Source organism: uncultured Algibacter sp. (assembly GCF_905480415.1).
Lineage (GTDB): Bacteria > Bacteroidota > Bacteroidia > Flavobacteriales > Flavobacteriaceae > Algibacter_B.
The window spans coordinates 1-24017 of the sequence record NZ_CAJQQI010000028.1; the positions used below are offsets into that span (position 1 = coordinate 1).

At 32.5% G+C, this 24017-nt stretch carries 21 protein-coding genes; 9 read left to right on the top strand and 12 right to left on the bottom strand.

The window, feature by feature from the left end:
• Together QZ260_RS02555 and QZ260_RS02560 are read left to right on the top strand one after the other, a co-directional pair.
• Window positions 1-344: DUF547 domain-containing protein (locus QZ260_RS02555; protein ID WP_295982382.1), on the top strand; the 344-nt coding region annotated here is incomplete at its 5' end.
• Window positions 345-351: 7 nt separating this feature from the next.
• Window positions 352-1140, top strand: a complete 789-nt coding sequence (locus QZ260_RS02560) for a TIGR04283 family arsenosugar biosynthesis glycosyltransferase (RefSeq protein WP_295982384.1) — start codon at window positions 352-354, stop codon at window positions 1138-1140.
• A 3-nt stretch (window positions 1141-1143) separates the two neighbouring features.
• Here the strand turns inward: QZ260_RS02560 and QZ260_RS02565 are convergent, their stop codons facing one another.
• Together QZ260_RS02565 and QZ260_RS02570 are read right to left on the bottom strand one after the other, a co-directional pair.
• A complete protein-coding gene (locus tag QZ260_RS02565) occupies window positions 1144-1872 on the bottom strand; it encodes a metallophosphoesterase family protein (protein ID WP_295982386.1) in 729 nt (242 codons plus the stop codon).
• Between the two features lie 353 nt (window positions 1873-2225).
• Window positions 2226-3236 (bottom strand): glycoside hydrolase, encoded by a 1011-nt coding sequence (locus tag QZ260_RS02570; protein ID WP_295982387.1) that lies wholly within the window; start codon window positions 3234-3236, stop codon window positions 2226-2228.
• 404 nt (window positions 3237-3640) lie between these two features.
• Here QZ260_RS02570 and QZ260_RS02575 point away from each other — a divergent pair, with 404 nt between their 5' ends.
• The 5 genes from QZ260_RS02575 to QZ260_RS02595 all read left to right on the top strand — a co-directional run bounded on the left by QZ260_RS02575 (window position 3641) and on the right by QZ260_RS02595 (window position 10699).
• Window positions 3641-4987: an FAD/NAD(P)-binding oxidoreductase gene (locus QZ260_RS02575; protein WP_295982388.1), complete on the top strand. Its 1347-nt coding sequence runs from the start codon at window positions 3641-3643 to the stop codon at window positions 4985-4987.
• A 37-nt stretch (window positions 4988-5024) separates the two neighbouring features.
• Window positions 5025-6605: a 4Fe-4S binding protein gene (locus QZ260_RS02580; RefSeq protein ID WP_295982391.1), complete on the top strand. Its 1581-nt coding sequence runs from the start codon at window positions 5025-5027 to the stop codon at window positions 6603-6605.
• A 278-nt stretch (window positions 6606-6883) separates the two neighbouring features.
• Window positions 6884-7576, top strand: a complete 693-nt coding sequence (locus QZ260_RS02585; RefSeq protein ID WP_295982392.1) for a glycosyltransferase family 2 protein — start codon at window positions 6884-6886, stop codon at window positions 7574-7576.
• A complete protein-coding gene (locus tag QZ260_RS02590; RefSeq protein ID WP_295982395.1) occupies window positions 7573-9063 on the top strand; it encodes a cellulose synthase family protein in 1491 nt (496 codons plus the stop codon). Before QZ260_RS02585 ends, QZ260_RS02590 begins: the two co-directional genes overlap by 4 nt.
• Before the next feature lie 241 nt (window positions 9064-9304).
• Window positions 9305-10699 (top strand): mannosyltransferase, encoded by a 1395-nt coding sequence (locus tag QZ260_RS02595; protein ID WP_295982397.1) that lies wholly within the window; start codon window positions 9305-9307, stop codon window positions 10697-10699.
• A gap of 420 nt (window positions 10700-11119) precedes the next feature.
• Here QZ260_RS02595 and QZ260_RS02600 read toward each other — a convergent pair whose 3' ends face one another.
• Entirely contained in the window at window positions 11120-11530 is a 411-nt protein-coding gene (locus QZ260_RS02600) for a bleomycin resistance protein (protein WP_295982399.1), read from the bottom strand.
• Between the two features lie 235 nt (window positions 11531-11765).
• Entirely contained in the window at window positions 11766-12089 is a 324-nt protein-coding gene (locus QZ260_RS02605) for a hypothetical protein (protein ID WP_295982402.1), read from the bottom strand.
• A 365-nt stretch (window positions 12090-12454) separates the two neighbouring features.
• Here QZ260_RS02605 and QZ260_RS02610 point away from each other — a divergent pair, with 365 nt between their 5' ends.
• Window positions 12455-12736 (top strand): glyoxalase, encoded by a 282-nt coding sequence (locus QZ260_RS02610; protein ID WP_365969060.1) that lies wholly within the window; start codon window positions 12455-12457, stop codon window positions 12734-12736.
• 135 nt (window positions 12737-12871) lie between these two features.
• On the opposite strand, the gene QZ260_RS02615 is transcribed toward QZ260_RS02610, so the two are convergent.
• The 7 genes from QZ260_RS02615 to QZ260_RS02645 all read right to left on the bottom strand — a co-directional run bounded on the left by QZ260_RS02615 (window position 12872) and on the right by QZ260_RS02645 (window position 19387).
• Window positions 12872-13714, bottom strand: coding sequence for a pseudouridine synthase (locus QZ260_RS02615; RefSeq protein ID WP_295982405.1), 843 nt, complete (start codon window positions 13712-13714; stop codon window positions 12872-12874).
• A 205-nt stretch (window positions 13715-13919) separates the two neighbouring features.
• Complete coding sequence (locus tag QZ260_RS02620; RefSeq protein ID WP_295982408.1) at window positions 13920-14822, bottom strand: geranylgeranylglycerol-phosphate geranylgeranyltransferase; 903 nt, start codon at window positions 14820-14822, stop codon at window positions 13920-13922.
• A gap of 79 nt (window positions 14823-14901) precedes the next feature.
• Complete coding sequence (locus QZ260_RS02625; RefSeq protein ID WP_295982410.1) at window positions 14902-15831, bottom strand: mevalonate kinase; 930 nt, start codon at window positions 15829-15831, stop codon at window positions 14902-14904.
• Window positions 15832-15859: 28 nt separating this feature from the next.
• Window positions 15860-16969, bottom strand: coding sequence for a diphosphomevalonate decarboxylase (locus QZ260_RS02630; RefSeq protein WP_295982411.1), 1110 nt, complete (start codon window positions 16967-16969; stop codon window positions 15860-15862).
• 232 nt (window positions 16970-17201) lie between these two features.
• On the bottom strand, window positions 17202-17492 hold the full coding sequence (locus tag QZ260_RS02635) for a DUF1697 domain-containing protein (protein ID WP_295982414.1): 291 nt from the start codon (window positions 17490-17492) through the stop codon (window positions 17202-17204).
• On the bottom strand, window positions 17493-18704 hold the full coding sequence (locus QZ260_RS02640; RefSeq protein WP_295982416.1) for an NAD(P)/FAD-dependent oxidoreductase: 1212 nt from the start codon (window positions 18702-18704) through the stop codon (window positions 17493-17495).
• Window positions 18701-19387, bottom strand: a complete 687-nt coding sequence (locus QZ260_RS02645; RefSeq protein WP_295982417.1) for a glycerophosphodiester phosphodiesterase family protein — start codon at window positions 19385-19387, stop codon at window positions 18701-18703. The genes QZ260_RS02640 and QZ260_RS02645 overlap by 4 nt, the downstream gene beginning before the upstream one ends.
• A 67-nt stretch (window positions 19388-19454) precedes the next feature.
• Between QZ260_RS02645 and QZ260_RS02650 the strand changes: the two genes are divergently transcribed.
• Window positions 19455-20297: a hypothetical protein gene (locus QZ260_RS02650; protein WP_295982420.1), complete on the top strand. Its 843-nt coding sequence runs from the start codon at window positions 19455-19457 to the stop codon at window positions 20295-20297.
• Here QZ260_RS02650 and QZ260_RS02655 read toward each other — a convergent pair.
• Window positions 20294-23989, bottom strand: coding sequence for a metallophosphoesterase (locus QZ260_RS02655; RefSeq protein ID WP_295982423.1), 3696 nt, complete (start codon window positions 23987-23989; stop codon window positions 20294-20296). The genes QZ260_RS02650 and QZ260_RS02655 overlap by 4 nt on opposite strands.
• Window positions 23990-24017 lie beyond the last annotated feature (28 nt).

Consider the following 24017-nt stretch of genomic DNA (forward strand, 5'->3'; position numbering starts at 1 on the left):
TAAACGAAATAGAGCACCAAATTCTGAGAAAAATGAATGAACCTAGAATTCATTTTGCTATTGTTTGTGCTTCATTTTCATGTCCAAAATTACAAAATAAAGCCTTTGAGCCCGCAAATTTATATACACAACTTAGCAATGCTACTAAATCATTTTTAAGTGATTCTAAACGAAATAGTATATCAGAAAACAACATAGAATTATCTAAAATTTTTCAATGGTTTTCTAAAGATTTTAATCAAAACGGGGGTTTAATAGGTTTTTTAAATCTATATTCAGATTTGAAAATTTCAGAAAAAGCTAAAAAAAATTTCAAAGATTATGATTGGACTTTGAATGAATAATTATAGGATGAATCATCAAATTTCAATTATCATTCCTGTTTTAAATGAGGAGACTTGTATAGGTAAATTATTAAAACATTTACTCGTCAATTCTTCTGCTAAAAACATTTCTGAAATTATAGTTGTTGATGGCGGTAGTTCTGATAACACTATAAATATTGTTAAAGCATTTTCCAATTTCACACGCATTGACAACAAAGAAGTCTTTAGCTATATAGACAATAAAAATTTAGGGAATAAATCGGTTTCTACTGAAGCATCAAAGACTCCTATCAACATTTTAGATTCAGAAAAAGGGCGTGCTAAACAAATGAATTTAGGAGTTAAATCTGCAACAGGAGACATCCTTTATTTTTTACACGCAGATTCTCTTCCTCCCAAATGTTTTGATACTCTAATCATCAAAGAAGTTGAAAAAGGAAATCAAGCGGGTTGTTTTAGAATGCAGTTTGAAAGCAAACATTGGTGGTTACGTTTAGCAAGTTGGCTTACCAAATTTAGATGGCGAGCTTGCCGCGGTGGAGATCAAAGTCAGTTTATAACTAGAATGCTTTTTAAGGATATTGATGGTTTTGATGAAAACTACATTATTTACGAGGACAACATTTTAATAAATGAATTGTATGCCAGAAAACAGTTTGTAGTGATTAACAAAAAACTTAAATCTTCTGCTAGAATGTACAGAAAACATGGTGTATGGAAACTCCAATATTTCTATTGGTCTATTTATGTGAAAAAATGGTTTGGGGCAGATTCTGATGCCTTATATGATTATTATAAAAAGAAAATTAGCTAAATTTTACTTATTCCTTCCCTTCTCATCTGGATATAAAGCTGGTAAATTATCACTTTGAAAGACTTCCTTAGTATTTACATCAACGCCTGATAATTTCCCTGTAAATGCCGCTCCAGTATCTATATTCCAAACATTTATAGCCTGCATTGGCACATCATAATTAAAGTTAATGGTCGGAGTATGTCCAATATAGATTTCTTTGTAGTGTTTCAGTCTATTAGGATAAATTGCCGAATCTTTTTCAATACGTTTATCCATAGTCAAGGCCATTTCCCATAGCGTTCTATCAAAATAGAATGTAGTTTCGAAAACCTCTTTAGTAACACCATGCATTGATGTAAATCCTGCATGAAGAAACAATCTATTTTCATCATCTACAAAATACAATGGCATATTTTTAAAAAATTCTAAATGTTGTTTTTTATCGACTTTAGAAAAACCTTCATAGCTTTCCATAGTTTCCTTTCCGCCATGCATATACCAAGTAGGATTGACATCGGCGCCTCTTAGCCATTCTTCACACCAAACATCATGATTTCCTTTAATAAAAACACAATTTATATTTTCAGAAAGTTCCATTAAAAACTGAATCACTTGAGCAGAGTCACTCCAGCCATCCACATAATCTCCAACAAAAATTAAAGTGTCTTCTTCTTTAACTTCTATTTTATTTAAAACTTGAATCAAAGCTTTTAATCCACCATGGATGTCTCCTATTGCTAAAACGCGCATACTTAATTTGTTTTTTTGTAAAACTAATAGATTTTGCTAAAAAAGAAACATGCAACTAATATTTATTATTTTAACGATAGAATTAACTAATTGAATAAAAACCTTTAATAATAATTAAATGTTAGGTGCTTTTAGATGAAACATATTAAGCCACTAAAAAGTATCACCGTGAAAATCAAAAAAGTACTTGTAGCGAATCGAGGCAAAATTGCCATCCGAATTTTAAAGCGTTTACTTTAAACTATTAAGCATAAAGAAACTAAGTGAAAAAAATATAAATTATTTGGGTTGCAACATTATTATCCTAATAACGGTACAATAGCAAAGCAAATTATAGAGTTCTATACTTTATTTTATTCATTAGTAATTTTATACTGTTTACGCAATAACGCTTCAGCCGGTTTGTTTTGAGGTGTAAACATAAAGTTTTCCTTACCTCCTACTTTATCGTGTTTATGAAACCATTTCCAGATAAATCCACCTGCAAACCAATCTTCTTCCCAAAAGGTTTCAAACAAGGCTTGTGTTGTATTCGTTTGAGCCTCAAGATTTACTTGATTCATGCTTCTATCACTTATCCAAGGTGTTTTTCCTGAATAATCAACACTTCTATACCCATACTCCGTAAATAAAACAGGTTTATCATGTTTTTGAAACATTTTGTAAATCACCGGCTTATGAATTTTCCAACCTTCCAAAGATTCTTCAACTGTTGGCGTTTTACTGTCACTTACCGGAAAATAAGCATCTACACCTATATAATCTAAATCGGTCCAAAAAGGTGTGCGCTTAAACTCATCCCAATTGGCGGCATAGGTTAATTCCCCTTTGTACTTCGTTCTTATTTTTTTGATTAAAGCAAACCAATACTCGGGTCTGTTTTCTATAAATTTTTCTAATTCTGTACCTATGCAAAATAGTTCTGCTTTAACAGTATGGGCTAATTCGGCATATTCTAAAATAAATTTTGAATAGGAGTCTTCTAAAATTTTCCAATCAGCTTCATTTGTCATCTCTATAAATCCTGTAAACTCACCACGCCAAACCCAAATTTGAGGTTTAATCATAATTTTGATTTTCTTCTTTCTAAGCTCGTCAATGTATTGTTCAGCCCCAGCCTTAGTTTCACCAAACCACTGTCGGTCTGTATTGTGGATGATCTCTGGGTGCTCTAAGTTTTTTATAAACCCAAATGGCATAATGGCTGCATAATTTGCATTGACCTTTACAACCGGATTAATATGACTCTCATTTACAGCATCTCTTGAAGCAACAAAACTCACACCATTAATTTTACTAGACCGAGTTTTACAGGACTGCAAACTTAAAATTGATATTAAAATCAAAAGTTTAAATAGCTTCATAAATCGTGTTTAAGACCCTAATTTACTATTATTCATTAAAACAACGCTCTTAATCCTATGTTAAAGATTGTCCCTTCACCTGAATTTCCAACCCTTACAAAACTACTATAAAGTATTTCTAAGTGCAATTTTTAACTTAATTCATGCTTTCCGTCAAAACCTAAAACTAATAGTAGTATTGTACTTTGTTTCTTCATTTATTCGTGATTACTATTTTATTAAGTCTTGCAAGGAAACTACCATTAGATCGAACAAAACATCAGGTAATCACATAGAAATCAAAAGTTTTGTTTTATTTTAAATCCTTACAAAAAGTAATCAATTTAAACTTGTTCTAAATTATATACACATAATTAAGTTCTTATCTTTAACTTCGACCTAATACCACATAACATCCAAAATTTATGCAAGAACATATCGTTATTATAGGAAATGGAATTTCGGGAGTAACCACTGCTAGACATATTAGAAAGCTTTCTGATAAGAAAATCACTATTGTTTCTGCGGAAACCGAATATTTTTTCTCCCGTACTGCCCTTATGTACATATATATGGGGCACATGAAATTTGAACACACACAACCTTATGAAAATTGGTTCTGGGATAAAAATCGAATAGACCTTAAAAAAGGGTATGTTAAAAGTATAGACACAAATTCAAAAACACTTCATTTTGTTAAGGGTGATTCGCTTAAATATGACAAACTTATTATTGCAACTGGCAGTAAACCTAATAAATTTGGCTGGCCAGGACAAGATTTAGAAGGAGTAATGGGCATGTACCACAAACAAGATTTAGATAACCTTGAAAAGCATACACCAAATAATAAAGTATGCAAAAGAGCTGTGATTGTTGGTGGTGGTTTAATTGGTATTGAACTTGCTGAAATGCTTAATTCTCGAAATATCCCTGTTACATTTTTAGTAAGAGAAGATAGTTTTTGGAATGGAGTTTTACCTGAAGGTGAAAGCCAAATGATTAACAAACACATTAAAAATCATCATATCGATTTACGCCTTTCTACAAACCTAAAAGAAATAAAATCGGATGACAACGGCAACGTAAAATCCATAATTATTGAAGAAACGGGCGAAGAAATCCCATGTAATGTCGTTGGTTTAACCGCTGGTGTTTCACCGAACATTGATTTTATAAAAGATTCAGAGATTGAAATAGGAAGAGGCGTAAAAGTAAATCGTTACTTAGAAACTAATATTCCCGATGTCTATGCTATTGGCGATTGTGCAGAACAACATGAACCTATTGGGAACCGCAGACCGATTGAAGCTGTTTGGTACACAGGGCGTATGATGGGTGAAACTTTAGCCCAAACCATTTGTGGAAATAAAACTCAATACAAGCCTGGACATTGGTTTAACTCTGCTAAATTTTTAGATATAGAATATCAAACTTATGGTTGGGTGTTTGCAAAACCACGAGAAAATGAAGCACATTTCCATTGGAAACATCATAAAGAAAACATCTGTATTACAGTTTCTTACCGCAAAGACACCAATATGTTTTTAGGAATAAACACGTTTGGAATTCGCATGCGTCATGAAATTTTCGACAAGTGGCTGACTGAAAATCGCGATATGAATTATGTGATGAGCTATCTAAAAGATGCCAATTTTGATCCAGAATTTTATAAAGCTTATGAGAATGAAATTCTAACACAATACAACAACACATTTAACACCAATCTTGCACCAAGAAAAAAGAGTTGGAAACGTATTTTTAGTAAAGCCTAATTTTAACATTTTCAATTCAATCAAATTACACAAGCACATGAATGCAATTAAACACATAGGATTAGTTATTTTCTTAATAGGACTAGCCATTTTCTCCGCTTTACCCGTTTTAGGAACGTTCCACTTAAACGAAGCTTCGTTTAATAACATCATCAAGGAAAAGAATATTAAAAGTGACGTTTTTATAAATGATATAAAATCAAATATTGTTGGTCAAGACTTTAAAGGTATGCAAGCCATATCTCCTAAAATCTCTAAAGCTTTAGATAATGCCAATGAAACACATATAAAAAATAAGGAATGGAATAAAAAAATCTACACCAAGTCTAGTGACATGGCAGCTTTAATTGGCAAAAAATCAGCTAACGGATTTATTGCTACTAATAAAGGATTAATGTGGCTATTAACTTTTGGATTAGGAATAATTGGTGCTTTAATGTTCATATTACCAAACGTAATTTTACTGGGTAAAAAGGGTATAAAAAACGACGGTATTTATCATGAAAGCTCTACAAATCGAGGTTGGATCGGTTGGATGGTTTTTATCTTTTTAGTTTCATTCTATTTGGTCCTTTATTTTGCCTCAGAATACGCAACCAATTGGACGCTTTTAGTCGATCCAATTAGTGAAGCCTTAAGCGGCAACCCTGCAGGACATTGGTTTGTTTACGGCTTTATGTATTGTGTAGTAATGACAGTAATGGCAGTACGAATGTATATAAAATATCGTCATAACATTTATCAAGTATTTAGAACTACATCAGTTTTATTCTTTCAAATTGTGTTTGCGTTTATTATTCCCGAAATTATGGTAAGACTTCAAATGCCTTACTACGATTTTAAAAATGCCTTTCCTTTAGATTACGATTTCTTTTTCCAATGGAATTTAAAAGACCTTATAAACAATGGTGGTATAGGCATTTTTATTATGGTTTGGGGCATTGTTTTAACCTTAGTTATTGTACCAATAATGGTCTATTTCTTTGGTAAACGTTGGTATTGCTCTTGGGTTTGCGGTTGTGGTGGGTTAGCAGAAACACTTGGTGATCCTTACAGACAACATTCAGACAAATCGTTATTCGCCTGGAAAGTAGAACGCTATTTAATCCATACGGTTTTACTCTTTGTTTTAACAATGACTGCTATGACCTTATATAGTTTCTTTAGTGAAACAGGAACGGTTTTAGGCATTAAAACATCAACCGTACAAAATATTTACAGCCTAGTGATTGGTTCTATTTTTGCTGGAGTAATTGGTACAGGGTTCTACCCTATTTTTGGTAACCGTGTATGGTGTCGTTTTGGTTGTCCACTGGCGGCTTATTTAGGATTTGTACAACGTTTTAAATCTAGATTTAGAATTACTACAAATGGTGGTCAATGTATTTCATGCGGAAATTGTTCTACCTATTGTGAGCAAGGTATCGACGTAAGAGCTTATGCTCAAAAAGGCGAAAATATTGTACGTTCGAGCTGTGTTGGTTGCGGGGTGTGTTCGGCGGTTTGTCCTCGTGGTGTTTTAAAATTAGAAAATGGTCCAGAAATAGGCCGTATCAATCCTACCGAAATATTATTAGGAAATGATGTTGACTTAATGGACTTGGTGAATAAAAATTAAAACACTCAATATCGCCATTTGGTGTACTATTATATCTTGCCTTAAGGTTAACGCTGAAAATACCTTATGAAGACCTTACAATGAAAATCACAACACGGTATACAAAGGCTTGACACCAAAACAACCAAAAAATAAAGTTTTGGAAGTTCTATGACGGAAACGGATATTGCGTCATTTATAGAAATGAGAAATCAATAGCGGCTTCAAGATATAAAGCAAGTAAAAAAATGGATTACCTTTGTATCCTTTAACAAGGAAAATAAATTTAGTGATCTTAAATGACCAAAATAAAAGTCATCATTCCAGCTTATAACGAGGCAGATTCTATAGCTCATGTTATTAACGACATTCCAGATACAGTTGACGAGGTTATTGTGGTTAGTAATACTTCAACCGATGATACCGAAGCTAATGCAAAAAAAGCAGGTGCTACCGTTTTAAAAGAAACCAATAAAGGTTATGGTTATGCGTGTCTAACGGGCATGCAACACATTGCTAATCAAAATGAAAAACCCGATATTATAGTCTTTCTTGATGGGGATTATAGTGATTACCCAGAGGAACTAACCAAAATAGTGGCGCCCATAATTAATGACAATATAGATTTTGTAATAGGTGCTCGAGTAAAGCAACTCAGAGAAAAAGGATCTATGACGGTGCCGCAAATTTTTGGTAATTGGCTAGCCACAACTTTAATGACTTTATTATTTCGTGCTAATTTCACAGACTTAGGTCCTTTTAGAGCCATTAAATATGAAAAGCTACTATCACTTAATATGGAAGATAAAACTTATGGCTGGACCGTAGAAATGCAACTCAAGGCGCTTAAGCAAAAACTGACATATACCGAAGTGCCAGTAAATTATAGAAACAGAATTGGTGTTTCAAAGGTGTCAGGTACAGTAAAAGGTGCTATATTTGCAGGCATAAAAATCTTAGGTTGGATTTTTAAATACAGTTTTAAAAAATGATTTTAGAAACACTAGTTATAGTCCTATATACTATATCGCTTTTGCTCATATTCATGTATTCATTGGCGCAACTAAACCTGTTATTTAATTACCTGTCGTCTAAGAAAGTAAAAGACGATTCTCCTAAATTCGATTTATCAAATCCAGACGAAATTCCATATATCACCATACAACTTCCAGTGTATAATGAGATGTATGTTATGGAACGCTTGTTGGACAATATTGCTAAAATTGACTATCCAAAAGATAAATTAGAAATTCAAGTTTTAGATGATTCAACTGATGAAACTGTTGAAACCACTCTTAAACACGTACAAAAACTTCAAGCCACTGGCTTAGACATAAAACATATAACCAGAACAGACCGTAAAGGCTTTAAAGCCGGCGCACTAAAAGAAGGATTAGAAACAGCAAAAGGTAGCATCATTGCTATTTTTGATTCTGATTTTCTACCTCAAAAAGACTGGTTAAAACATACCGTCCCATATTTTAAAGACGAAGCCATTGGCGTAGTACAAACCCGTTGGGGGCATATTAACCGTAACTATTCTATACTTACAAGAATTCAAGCCTTTGCACTAGATGCGCATTTTACACTAGAGCAAGTAGGCAGAAACAGTAAAGGGCATTTTATAAATTTTAATGGCACCGCTGGTTTATGGCGTAAAACCTGTATTATCGATGCCGGGAATTGGGAAGGCGACACCCTTACCGAAGACCTAGACCTAAGCTACCGCGCTCAACTTAAAAATTGGAAATTTAAATATTTAGAAGATGTAGAAACTCCTGCGGAGCTCCCTATTGTTATAAGCGCTGCGCGTTCGCAACAATTCAGATGGAATAAAGGAGGTGCAGAAAACTTTCGTAAAATGATGGGGCGCGTTATAAAAAGCAAAAACATAACGGCTAAAACCAAAGTACACGGCTTACTGCATTTATTAAACAGCACCATGTTTTTAAACGTGCTTATCGTTGGAGTTTTAAGCATCCCTATGCTCTATATAAAAAACGAATATGCGCATTTACGCCCTTACTTTTACGTTATGAGCTTCTTCGTAATGAGTACCATTATCTTTTTTATATGCTACTGGTTTATGTACAAAAACATCTATGGTAGTGGTTTTAAAAACTTTATAAAATACATAGGAATGTTCTTTGTCTTTTTCTCAATAGCCATGGGCTTTTCATTGCATAATTCCATTGCTGTTTTAGAAGGACATTGGGGTAAAAAATCAGAATTTGTACGTACACCAAAATTCAATATAAGTAAGTATAAAGACAACTGGAAAAATAACAAATACATGAAACGCACCATATCCATTCATGTTATTTTTGAGGGGGTACTTATGCTTTATTTCGGTTTTGGAATGTACAGCGCCTTTATTGTAGGCAATCAAGGTGGTGATTTCGGACTCTTTCCCTTTCACCTCATGTTGTTTATAGGCTTTGGCTATGTCTTTTTTAAATCTATAGCATCTAAAGTTTAAAATTTTTGGGCGTTACCCAAGGGTCGCGCTTTCCGCTATATATTTTTTGTGCTGAACTTGTTTCAGTATCTCTTCACTATTTTATATATTCTTAAAATGTGATTAAAATCAAACTTACTGTTCAGCACAAAAAAGGATGCCGCTGCAATCGCTAACGCGAAATGCATGTTTCGTTTTAACGACCAATAAAATCAGAACTTCTTGTTTTTAAACGATAGTCAAATAATATTATATTTACCAAATGCTTTTAAACCCAACGTTTTTAAAACTTAATAAAATACCATTACTATTGGTATTATTAAGCTTCCTATTCTATGGGACGTTTGCTTATGATTTAGTGAGAACAGATTATACAAAACTCATCATTCTTTACAGCGCACTGTTCGTTTTGTTCTATAAATTAGTACAGCATTTTAAAAGTAATACCCAATTTTTAACTTATTTAGCTTTTGGGTTTCGAGCCGTTTTTATATTGGCTATACCGAATCTCTCACAGGATTTCTACCGTTTTATTTGGGATGGTCGAATGATTTTAGAAGGTATAAACCCCTATTTATTTACTGTAGAATCTTTTATAAGCCAAGGTAATTTCCCCGTGGCAGAAGCCCAAGCATTGCGCGCAGGTATGGGTGCCTTAAATGCTAGCCATTTTACTAATTACCCTCCAATCAATCAACTCTGCTTTACTATTGCTGCACTATTTGCTGGCAAAAGTATTTTAGGTTCGGTGTTCGTCATGCGATTACTCATTATTGCTGCCGACTTTGGAACCCTTCACTTTGGGAAAGCTCTTTTAGAAAAACTAAATATTCCTATTTATAATATTTTCTGGTATATATTAAATCCGTTCATCATTATAGAACTTACAGGAAATCTTCACTTTGAAGGTGTTATGATTTTCTTTTTAGTGTGGAGTTTGTATTTGCTTTACATTGGCAAATGGCAATTCGCTGCATTAGTTTTGGCCCTATCTATTTCAGTTAAACTGATTCCTTTAATCTTTTTGCCTTTATTTTTTCAATGGTTTATGAAGCGTAATGACAAGAATAAAGAGACTTCGACTGTACTCAACTTTACAAGATTGATTGTATTTTACGCCATAATAATCATGACCACGCTCCTACTTTTTGTGCCTTTTTATTCCTCAGAATTTATACACAACTACTCAAAAACAGTGGCACTTTGGTTTCAAAATTTCGAGTTTAATGGCAGTATCTACTATATAGCGAGAGAAATTGGATTCCTATTTAGAGGCTACAACGAAATTGCCATTATTGGAACCGTAACACCCATACTTGTTATTCTCTTTGTATTAATTATCACTTTTTTTAGAAGAAATAGAACTCCTATTGCCCTTATTACAGCAATGTTACTAGTATTGTCCTTTTACTATTTTACAACCACTACGGTACACCCCTGGTACTTGGCTACGCTTTTAATATTATCGGTATTTACTAAATATAAATTTCCATTGGTTTGGAGCTTTGTTATTATACTCAGTTATTTGGCTTATGTAAACCTTAATAAAGCTGACAAATCTGAAAACCTGTGGCTTATTACTTTAGAGTACGCTGTTGTTTATGGTGTTTTTATTTGGGAAGTATTTATAAAAAAGGCTCCCAAATTGGAAGCCTAAACTATTATTTTATAAGATATTGAATTATACTTTCACTCCACGCATTACAAGAGATCTACATACCAAGAATTACAACTTTTCTAGTTTCGTGATAGTTCGCGATTCATCGTCATCTTGATTAAATGTGATTTTAAACATCATGCCTACAAAAGTTTCAGCGTTTAAATCGAAAGAAGCCAATACCAAATCATAAATTTTTTGAAACGCTAAGACTTACTCTTTACCATTTCTGTCTTTTACAACAAAGCTATAACTAGAATATTGAAGACCATAATAAGTGGCGTAAACAATTATTTATTTTATTCATTTAAATGAATTTAAAATTTAACTAAAATTCTATTCGGAAATGATTTAAACTAGGTCCGTATGAATAGAAATAAATTCAATTAAAAAAACTGGCTAAGCTTGTGCAAACAAATATCACCTAAATATGTTTTCTGGGTTCTTAAAACATTTAAATTCCAACATATAATCGTTTGGATCTTTTATAAAGAATGAGTTATGTTCTCCAGATTTATCTTTCAGAAATTTGTTTTCCTCAACTAAATTCAACTTTTTATTTCTGAGCTTAGAATAAATCTCTTCCCAAACATTTTCTTCCAATACGATACCAAAATGAAAAGAAGGTAATATTTTACCCTCAAAGACATAATTCGGATTATTAAAATTGAATTTTTTTGCTTTTATAAATGTTAATTGATTTCCAAACAGATTAATATCTGCCCAACCTTGGGTGTTTCTACCTAGAGTAGCGCCAATGTTATCGATATAAAAACTTTTGGTCGATTTTATACTTTTACACGGTAACGACACATGAAATGATGTTCTCATACTTATTTATTAAAGGGGTTTAAGACTCTTTACTCTGCAGATAGAATTATCATCTTCAACAAACATAATTCTGAAATCCTTATCAATTAAACTTTTGTCATTTGTTAAGTCGTATTGTTTAAAACACAATGATGCACTCCATCAAAGGACAGCTCATCGCCATTTTCACACCAAAAATTATAATAACCGTTTTTGTAAGACTTAAAAGCGGCAGTTCCCATAATACTAAACTATTTTAATCGTTGTCTTCTTTGTCTTTATAACCTATATCAGGATCTTGAACAGCTTCTGGATCATCGTTATCAAAATCATCATAATCATCTTCATCATAATTTTCCATGGTTAGAGACAATTTAGAGCTCACTTTTACTAAATACATAGTATCTTCAGTAGTGACTTCAACAGCCTCAATCAAATCATTATGTTGGTTTCTAAAAGATATAATTTGGTCATCATCATAACCATCAGGGTACCTTTCAACTAATAAGGCTAAAATTTCTGGAGTCAACTTTTTAAAATCTACAATGACACGTTTTAAATTATCATTCCTATTTTTCATGGTTGGGTATTTGATTTGTTTACTTATAAGAAAGATACATAAAAATTAAAAGCGCAACATAAAATTACATTATTTTTTAGATAAATTTTGAAGTGCTAGTTGCTTCTAAAAAAAAATAAAATAAGGAGTATAGACTTAACTGTATATTATCTCAACAAGAAATAAATACTATTGAATATAAAGTTACTTTGAGTTATTTATAGCGTTACCATGAATGTCAGACTAGAAGTTTATCTTGAGAAAAGTCGAAAGGTTGTAGGTTTTCACTTGTGCTTAGCTATAAGCTTTTCATTGCGGTCGTTAAGGCAAAAAACTCTACAAAACAAGAAATTTTCGTTATCTTCTACGTTATAAAATCACTAAAAATGAATCACAACATAAAATCTATCAGAACATTTATTGGTGCAAAAAACTATAATCTTTCAAGACAGTTTTATTTAGACTTCGGATTTGAAGAAATTAAAATCCCTTATAAAATGTCTTATTTTAAATGCGGCGAATTCGGCTTTTATTTACAAGATGCTTACGTGAAAAGATGGGTTGATAATTCTATGATTTTTTTAGAGGTACAGAATGTTGAGCAACATTTAGATGATATTAACAAGCTTAATCTCATCACTAAATATAAAAAAGTTAAAATATCATAAATCCAATATAACGATTGGGGTAATGAATATTTTATCCACGACCCATCTGGGGTTTTGTGGCATATTGGAGAATTTAAAAATTAGCTGTTTGCCATTTTAAAAAACAAGAAATATGATATAATTTTAAAACTCTAATTAAAGCATCTTCAAGGTATTCAATTCCTGCTCTGTTAAGTGTTTCCAACTACCGCGAGGGATATCTTTCTTGGTTAAATGCCCAATAGCAACACAATCCAAATTAATAATTTCGTATTTAAAATACTCAAAAATAGAACGGATAATAGTGTTTCCTGTATTCTTGATTTTCAAGCCTATTTCTTTTTTGCTAGCACCATCTATATAGCTAATCTCTTCAACCTCAACAAGTTTTCCTTCAATCTTAAAGCCACCTTGAATCATTTTTAAATCTTCCAACTTTAAGTTTTTATCTAATTCTAAATGAAATAAACGTGCTACACCATGCTTAGAATTTGTGAATTTACTACTTATAGCATCGTCATTAGTAAACAACAACAGTCCTTTTGAGTTTCGGCCTAAACGCCCAATTGGTTTAATACGAGAGGATGTAGCATTAGCCACTAAATCCATAACTGTTCTTCCTTTACCTTCGCTTGTAGTCGTAGCAAAACCCTTTGGTTTATTAAGTAACACATAAGCCTTTTGCTCTGGATTAATACGTGCACCATCATAACGCACCTCATCTTCTAACTTCACTTTGTAACCCATTTCAGTAATCACTTTACCATTAACAGTTACCAAACCAATTGCAATATGGGCATCTGCCTCACGACGTGAGCAAATACCAGAATTAGCTATGTATTTATTCAATCTTATTTCACCTGAATTATTTGAAGATTGCGATGGTGCTTTTGTTTTTTTAACTGGCGTATTTCCTTTAGCATTGCTTCTAAAACGTTTACTTTCAGCACCACGTTCTGATGGCTTTCCTTTTCCCTTACCCCCTTGTTGTCTGTTCATTACTTATAATTTTGTGCAAAGATAGATTTAAAATTATGATATACTATTTTAGATTACCGTTTTGTTACTTCTGCCTTAGGGATTGCAGTGGCATCCCTTTTTGAGGTATAAGAAAAAGACCTGCCGGCAGGGAGGTATAACGAAACATTTATGTTCACGAATTCAATAATCCAAAAAGAAGTCCATGAATAAAAGCGCAAATTATTTATATACGATTTAAAATAACGCTTACATCTATTAAAAGAATACTAAATACGCCTGCTAGAATGATAAATTTTAAAATGTTATGCAATATTAAATAGTGGATTTTGGTTTTTGACATCCATAACAAGAATAGGAATACAACTAGTAACAACAAGCTTAAATAGAAGAAGAAATACATATATCCCACTTCAAAATAAAACAACAATAAATACGTCGGAATTAAAGTTAGAGCAGCCAAAACGGTTAACATGACTTTCGATGTTTTTTCTCCATAAGCTACTGGAATTGTCACATAATTTTGCGCGATGTCTCCTTTTATATTTTCTAAATCTTTAGTCAATTCTCGCATGGCAATCATTATAAACAAGAAAACGGCATGCACAAAAATTACCGTTTCAAAATTTTTATAATATAAGAAAATGGCAAAAAAAGGTGTTATCGATAAAATTGCTGATGTTAAGTTACCAATAAATGGCATTCGTTTTAGCTTATGCGAATAAAACCAAATACCAAAAATGTAGATAGAAAAGAATGCTACCGCCTTAAATGACACATAACTTGCCATGATTACAGCTATAAAATTAAGTATAAAATAAAACGAAAGCTTAGTATTTTGACTCACCAATCTATCTAATGTAGACTTAATAGGACGATTTATTAAATCTTTTTCGGAGTCGTAAAAACTATTAATAATATAGCCTCCTGCGATGGCTGAAGCTGATGCTAGTACTAGCATGAGTAAATTTAAATCGAAAACGATCTCTTTTACAGTTTTGTTATGTGCTAAAATATAAATTGAAGTAAGATATTGAGCTATTACAACAACAAGAATATTATAGCCTCTCACCACAGAAAACAGACTAAAAAATTTAAGTATAATATGTTTCTGTCTTCTTGATAACATCAGTAAAAAATTAATAAGATCCTGAAATAATCCTTCGACTGTGCTCAGGATGACAATTCTGGATGACAGTATATGAAGTTTAGAAGTTGTAAACGACTTCTAATTTATAATCAGACAATGATTGTTTTGCTTTTTGAATATCTTCAGTAAAACCCAAAATATAGCCACCACCACCAGAACCACAAAGTTTTAAGTAATACTCATTGGTTTCAATACCTTTTTCCCAAAGTTCATGAAATTGCATGGGAATCATGGGCTTGAAATGATTCAGCACCACTTTAGACAATTGTTTAGTGTTACTAAATAATGATTTTATATCGCCATTTAAGAAATCGTCAACACATGCATCAGTATGTTTTATAAACTGATTTTTAAGCATACTACGAAAACCTTCTTGTTTCATCTTTTCCATAAACAAGCTTACCATTGGAGCAGTTTCGCCAATGATACCACTATCTAATAAAAATACAGCCCCTTTTCCTTCGCTTTGTTGCGCGGGAATACCTGTAGCTTCAATATTATCTTTAGAATTGATAAGAATTGGAATACTCAAATAACTATTTAAAGGATCTAGGCCAGAAGATTTTCCATGAAAAAAAGATTCCATTGCAGAAAAAACCGTTTTTAGCGTTAATAATTTCTCTCTAGTTAAATTTTCTAGAACCGTAATTTTATCAAAAGCATACTTATCATAAATAGCAGCAACTAAAGCACCGCTGCTACCTACACCATACCCTTGTGGAATAGAAGAATCAAAATACATTCCTGAATTAACATCTTCTAGTAATCGTTCATGATCAAATCGAGCTATATCATTACTTATACCTTGAATATGAGAAGCAAATCGCTTTAAGCTCTCATTAGATTTTATAGCCTCTTCAGACGGATTTTCATCTTTCTTTAAAGCACCATTATAGAAATTGTAAGGGATAGATAAACCTTTAGAATCTTTTATGATTCCATACTCTCCGAAGAGCAATATTTTTGAATAAAATAAAGGTCCTTTCATATGCAACTTGTGATTTGGTTAAACAAAATTACAACAGTTTTGCCCCAAAACCAATTTTATCGTTAATATACTGACCTTTCTGACAAAATGCAACTAATTCATTTTGAATGAATTCTAACACTTGAGAAGCCTCACCTTCAGGATATAACACATGTACATTAGCTCCAGCATCCAGCGTAAAACAAATTTTAGAACCCGAAGACTTGCGGTAATCCCAAATTTTATTGATAATTTCTAGCGTGTTTGGTTTCATTAAAATAAAATACGGCATACTAGTCATCATCATTGCATGAAGTGTTAATGCTTCGCTTTCAACAAGAGCAATAAACGCATCTAAATCGCCTTCTTTCAATATTGAAATCATATCAGAAAGGTTTTTATCCGCCTGTTTAAATCGTTCTTGAGCAAATGGATGCCCATACATTAAATTATGACCAACAGTACTGCTTACTTGCTTTTCTCCTTTATCAACTAACAAAATAGTGTCTTGATAGTTTTTGAAATTTTGATGAACATCATTGGGATATTTTACGCCGAATAAATCTGAACTTCCCTCAATCCCATCATGTTTTCCCCAAACCACTAAATCGCCTTCTAGACTTCTACAAGCACTTCCAGAACCTAATCGCGCTAAAAATGACGCTTTTTTCGTGAAGTAAGTTTCATCAATTGATCTTTCGGCGGCGCTCAAAGTGACATCAGATTCTATAATAAGTTTTTCAATACTCATTAAGCACAATGCCAAAGCACTCATTCCTGATGCTGAAGATGCAATACCAGAACTGTGCGGAAAGGTATTAGACGTTTCAATCTTAAAATGATAATCTTTCAGAAAGGGCAAATAGTCTTCAACTCGCTTAAAAAAAGTTTCAATTTTCGGTTTGAAATCATCTTTTTGTTCGCCATCTAAAAACACTTCAAATGAAAAACCACCATGGCTCGCTTTTCTCAAAAAAGTCAAATTGGTAGTGGTTTTACAATTATCTAGTGTAAAACTAATGGATGGGTTTTCTGGAATTTGATGTTCCTTTTTTCCCCAATATTTAACTAAAGCAATGTTACTTGGTGAAGACCACGAAAAACTTCCGTTTTCAAGTGAATTAGTATAGGGTGTTGGAATAAAATGTTTTTCTGTCATGGCAATGTTCTGCTAACAAAGACTATCTAAAAGAGTCTTTAAATATTAGTCAATTAACTTTTGGCTAAAATAGTAAATATCTGGTGGTCTTTTTAATTTACAGATGACATTGCAATCAACTTTACTATAGTTCTATAATTTCTTGCAGTTGCTGTCGTTTTTAATTTTCGTTCAAAAGATTACTGTTGAATTTAGCGTTACCATAACCTACAGAACAAAAATAATAATTGCATTATTCAGTTATAATAAACTCCTCATTGGGGTAAGAAATTTGAGAAACACCTTCAACCAAATTCTTATCTGGAACAGTATATAGCATGGTAAAATAGCAATTGACTTTCTTTTCTTCAGAAAACGGACACTTATCAAAAATTCGCTGTAACCCTTCAGGAGTATTTACTAAAACTGGCACTTCAAACCCGAAATACTCATTAATAGTATCATGAGTTTTTAATTCCAGTTTTTCTTTATTTCCCTCGGAAGATTGAAAAACTACATTTCTACTTTGAATATAGATTTGCATTTATTTAGAAATATTTAAAGCAGCAATATAGGCGCCTGTCCAAGCATTTTGAAAGTTAAACCCACCAGTAACAGCATCTACATTTATAACTTCACCGGCAAAATATAGATTCTTGATTCGTTTACTTTCGAACGTTTTAAAATTGACTTCTTTAAGATTTACGCCTCCTGCTGTGACAAATTCTTCTTTAAACGTGCTTTTTCCATCCACATTAAAAATAGCTTCAGTAAGTTGACTTGCTAAAGTTTCTAATTGCGCTTTATTTAAATCTGCCCATCGTGTTTCTTCATCCATATTGGAGGCTAAAACCAATTTATGCCATAGACGTTTTGGAAGTTCAAATTGTGTTGATTTGAAAACTGTTTTTTTTGCTAAGTCCTGCTTCAAGGTTTTTAAAATTCCCAAACACTCTTCAAAAGACTTTTTAATGAAATTTATTTCAATCTGAAATTTGTAATCTCTTTTAGCTAATTCTAAAGCTCCAAAAGCAGATAACTTTAAAATTGATGGTGCACTCACGCCCCAATGGGTAATTAGTAAAGGTCCTTCACTCCATAAATCGGTTTCCAAAATTTTTACTTCAACATGTTGTGCTACAACTCCTGGAATATCTTGTATGCGCTCATCTTTAATATTGAATGTGAATAATGAAGGGACGGGTTGTGAAATTGTATGTCTTAAATCTTCTAAAAGTTTCCAGATTTTAGGATTGCTACCTGTTGCTATCAAAACTTTTTTAGAAGAAAAATCACCTTGAGAGGTTTCTAGATGAAATACTTCATTTTCTTTTGAAATAGACTTCACTGCATGACTATACAATACATCTACATGATGCTTTTCAGCTTCATTTAAAAAACAATTGATAATCGTTTGTGAAGAATTAGTTACCGGAAATATTCTCCCGTCTTCTTCAATCTTAAGTTCAACACCTCGTTTTTCAAACCATCCAATGGTATCGCCCGTCATGAATTGATGAAAAGGTCCTAATAATTCTTTTTCTCCCCGTGGATAATTTTGCACTAATTCTTGAGGAATAAATTCTGCATGCGTGACATTACAGCGCCCACCTCCAGAAACTTTTACTTTGGCAAGTCCATCTTTTCCGCGTTCTAATAAGGCGACTTTTAAACTCGGGTTTTGCTCAGTTATATTTATCGCGGCAAAAAAGCCTGCAGCACCTCCGCCAATAATTATAACGTCTTTATGAATCATAACCTATCGGGGAAATCGGAAATCATCCCATCTACGCCATAAGATTTTATGCGTTCTATAGGGTTTAAGTTATTTACTGTATAGGCGAATACTTTATAATCTTTTTTTAGTTCCTCAACAATCTCTAGGGTCAACATGGTGTAGTCGACATGTATAGCAACAGCTTTTATAGTTTTAGCAAAATTAACAGCAGTATCTATATTCCTCTCGGTTAGAACTGCTAAAGGTATTTTATCGTTTATTTTGTGCACAGTTTCTAATAAATCTTTTTGAAAACTTGAAACCATGATTTTATTATACTCCCAACCCTTTTTATCGATAAAAAACTGTATTAATCTACTCGCCTCCTTTGCAGTATCTTGTCCTTTTAATTCAATATTTAACAAACATTTGTTATCTACAAAAGCTAAAACCTCGGACAAGGTTGGAATTTGGCAATATCCTTTAACCACAACTCGTTTTAATTCTTTGAGCGTATGTTTTGAAACTTCACCAGTACCATTCGTCATTCTATCTAAAGTAAAATCATGAAAGACCACCAATTGTCCAGAAGCACATCTATGGACATCTATATCAATACCATCAACACCTAACGCCAATGCCTTTTTAATAGACTCTAAAGTGTTTTCTGCCATATGGCCTTTGGCTCCTCTATTGCCTATTTTTAAAACAGGTATACTCATTGAAAATGATTTATTAAATTTAATAATATTCTGTGTAAATTTAGCATTATAAATTTTGACTTCCTAAATGAATAAACTTCTAATTTTAATTTTTTTGATTGTTTCTGCTTGCAATACTGGAAATCTAAACGTTATAGCAGACTTGCCAAAGACTTTAAATGAAGTTTCTGGAACTGAAACAACATCAAACATAGACTGGGTTTGGATGCTAAACGATGGTGGCAACGAAGCTAGAATTTATGGTGTAAACAACAAAGGGAATATTAAAAAAGAATTAAAAATTAATGCTCAAAATAATGATTGGGAAGACTTAACATCTGATCAAAATGGCAACTTATACATAGGTGATTTCGGAAATAACAACAATAAACGTAAGAATTTAACTGTATTAAAAATTAGTGTTGATTCTCTAAAAAATAAAAGTAACATTAATATTGACCGTATTTCATTTAAATATCCAAATCAGACAAAATTTCCTCCAAAAAAGAAAAGCATGTATTTTGATTGCGAAGCATTTTTCCATTACAATGATAGTTTATACTTATTTACTAAAAGTCGTGTAAAAAACGATTTTGGTAAAACAAACTTATATAAAATTCCGACAAAAGCAGGACATCATATTGCTGAATTTGTTAGTTCTTTTAACTCTTGTAACGATTTAGGCTGTTGGATTACCTCGGCAGATATTAGTAATGATGGTAAATCTGTCGCCATTCTTTCTCCAAAATCTGTTTATGTATTTACAAACTTCACTAATGATGACTTTTTTAGCGGAACCCTAAAGCAATATGATTTTTCTTTTGAATCACAAAAAGAAGGCGTCTGTTTTAAGGACAACCAAACTTTATATATTACGGACGAAAAAGCGCATGGCAAGGGCGGAAACCTGTATGAGTTTAAATTAGACTAAAATCCAAATCCAACTTTAAAGGCCAAACGTAATCCGTCATCACTATTAAAAGCAGATAAGTTTAATGTTAGAATATCTGCAGCATTTGCAAAAACACCACCACCTATTGAGCTATTCCACATGCTTGAATTAAAGGAGTTACTATTTAAAACCAATTCGTCATCAATCCAAATACGTCCATAATCAAAACCAGCATAAACCCCTATATTTAAAGGAAGTAGTCCTGTTTTAACTGTACGCAAGTTTAAACGTAAATCGGTGTTTTGATAAAATGAATTCTTACCAGAAAAACGTTCGTTTCGATAACCACGTAGCCCATTATTTGCTCCTAAATTTGCCCCTTGATAAAACTCAAAATCATCACCAAAAATAAGATGCGCTTTAGCATGCGTAGCAAAAACAAGCTGACCACTAGGCACTAGTTTATAATCAAATCCAAGTTCTGGTATAAAATAGGCAAATCCTTTTGACTCTTCTAAATTAGAGGTATAACCAAATTTTAAACTGGTTTGCATTCCTAAAGTAGGAAATGCTTCGCTATCTTTATTTTGATAACTATACATAGCCTCAACTCCTACAAAATCTTCCTGATTTTCTTCTCCGTTAGCTACATAAAATGTATTTATATATCGATCACTCGTTTTTTCAACTTCAATGGACTCATAACTTAAACCTAATTTAAAATGCGCGCCTAACTCACCTCTCCAATTTAATGATGGTGCAAATTTTAGTGTACTCAATTTTACACGATTATAGTCTAAATCAAAATTATCCTCGTCATCACTATTTAAGTTAGATGTACTATTTCCAAAACCAAAGAAATTAATAGCATAATTGGGACTTGTATATTTAGCATTCAACCCTAAATTCCATGAACCAATTACATTAGCAAATTCACCATTATATTCAAAATCGAATCCACTTGTAGCAAAATAGTAAGCCCCAGAAAAAGTATGTTGCGAACTAAACGGATTACGTTCAAAACCATAATTGGTAAGCACATTTGTAAATCCCATTTTAAAACCATCATCTGGGTTCGCGCCTAATAATGGCGTAAATTGATTGGTACTATTTTTGGGCTTTGCGTAATCATATATATTTGTTTCATAATCATCTGTTAAGTTTTTGCTCCCTTTATTGGTAGTAAACTCATTTTTCTTAGACTTGTAATCATACATTTTAACTTTCTTTCCATTTTCAATAGTATATGTATCATTATTTTGTCCTCCAACTAGCCTTAATTTAATAAGATTATCTCCCTCTCCAATAACATTAAACACATCATCATCATCTAATCCATATACCCAAATTTCTTTGGTATCTTCTTTATTATATTTCTTTTGATGTAAAACAGTTCCTTTCTTACCATTCTTAATGCGATACGCTGATAGTTTGGTGTTTCCGTTTGGCATACGCTCAATTTCAAACAAATCGTCTTTATCAGTTCCTTTTACTAGTGGCGTTTTATTAAGCGCCTTATAATATATGTTTGCTATTTCTGGGAGATTTTTAAGTCGTGCTTGAAGCACTCGTTTTATCTCTTGAACTGTTTGGTCTTGAACTTCATCCGGAAAGTTCTTAAATGCATTATCAATAATAGCATCAGTCAAGTTCTTTTGAATGAAAGCCACCTGCTCTTCCCATTGTTGTTTTGTGGTTTCATTTAACAACATCATATCTAAAGAAAACGGACTAAAATTAAATCCTTTTACATTTCTAATGTCATCATTAAATCCTTCCATTAGTTTTAAAGGTGGTACAATTCGAGTTGCTAAATTCATTAAAGCACCATCTCCCATTATAGAAAATGCTTGATCTCTATCTCTAGGAATTGGTCTATAAACAACTTTGCCAGACTCTTTAAACTCAGCCCAACGCCATTGGTCAACATGCCTATCCCAATCACCAATTGCCATATCAAATAATCGAGCTCTTAAAAACATCTCGTCATCAACTACATATTTTTCGTCTTTACGCAGCTTCTTCATTAAATCGTTAGTACTTTCAATTTTATTTGAGTTCCCAAAACTATTAAGATTTCCATGACCATCAGATACATGCTCTTCTATCATATATAATTCATCTCCAAAATCTTGGTTAAAACTCGATAAAGCATGTTGTTTTGGAACAAAATATAATACCGGATTGGTATGGTATAAATTAACCGCATCAGATAAATCACCGGTTACAAATGGCGCATAAGGGTGGGATCCTGTATAAAAATCTTGTAATAAACTTTCGGTAGCTGTTCCATCAAACTGCCCTTCGATATACTGATCTTTAAAAGCCATAGCTTGTAGATACACCGTGGCACTTTTTCTGATGGCACGCATAACATAGCGTTTACCATCTTTATTTATAAATTGAAGCGATTTTGATTGGTGTCCACCTCCTTTTCTTGTTGGTGTTAAGCCTCCAAACAGAGTGTCTAAATTAACAGTTGGCACTATTACTTTTGCACCATAATATGTTCTATAACGTTCTCCCCAAATATATTTATAGAAACCACTTTTAACGATTTCTTTTTCAGAATACACTGACGCCGTTTTTTGGTCAGGAAAAGAATCATCATAAGTGGAAATATTATCCACTTTATCTTCTGAAAATACTTCTGTTTGAAAAATAACTTTATCATCTTGAGCTGAATAAAACCGAACAGCTGATGACCCATCTTTAAACACATCTAACCTGGTAAAACCAGAATCGCTTGTAGAAAACTCCCCATTTACATTACGAGTAGCAGTCGATTTTGAGCCAGCACCACTAATAATTTGAGGTAAATTATCTTTAACTAAATACTGCAAACTATGTTCATGTCCAGATACAAAAAGGGCTTTATCATTTTCTTGAGCTAAGGTAACAACACGTTTTTTAAAGGCATTGTACTTTTTGTTTTGCAAATCGGCAGGAGACACTCCACTCGTTTTTCTTAGTATATTTTTTAAGGTTCCTAAAATAGGAATAGGTTTTAAATGAGATACAAAATCATATTGTCCGCCATGAGGCCCATTGGTAAACATTGGATGATGCAAAGCGATAATAGTCGTTTTCCCTCTAGCTTTTTTAATTAAACTTTCTAACTCTTCAAAAAACTTAAATCGTGTTTTAATTTCGCAATCATCATTTATTGTTGGGTGTTTATCCCAGTTTGTTAAATACCATTCAGAATCAATAATAATCATAACGATATCATCTGAGATTTCTACTTTTTCAATTGGGCATCCATTTTCAGGTAAAAATGTATTTTTTCCAAGAGCATCTTCAATGTATTTTTCTTGTCGTTTTAAGCCTTTTAAACCATTACTATACCAATCATGATTTCCAGGAATAAAAATAGCTTCTCCTTTAAAATCTTTTACAGCACTAGTTTGTGCCTTTAACTGATATTCGGCGAAAGCCCTACTCTCATCTTTTTTTCCAGGTAAACCTTTAGGATAAATATTATCACCCAAAAAAATAGCTGTACTGTTTTTTGATGCCTTATTTAATTCAGACTTAAAAGCCTTTAAAGCCTCTGAAGATGATCCTATAGGAGAATTACCTGCATCACCAATTAAATAAAAGGAATGTGCTATTTTTTTATCTGGAAAAGCAGTTTGCTTAATAGTAGCTTTATATTGAGAATTATAAGTTGCACAGGCGTTTAGGGAAATTATAACGACGAACAGAAATGTTATTTTTTGAAACTTCATATTAGGTTAGCTTAATTTTTTAAAGATA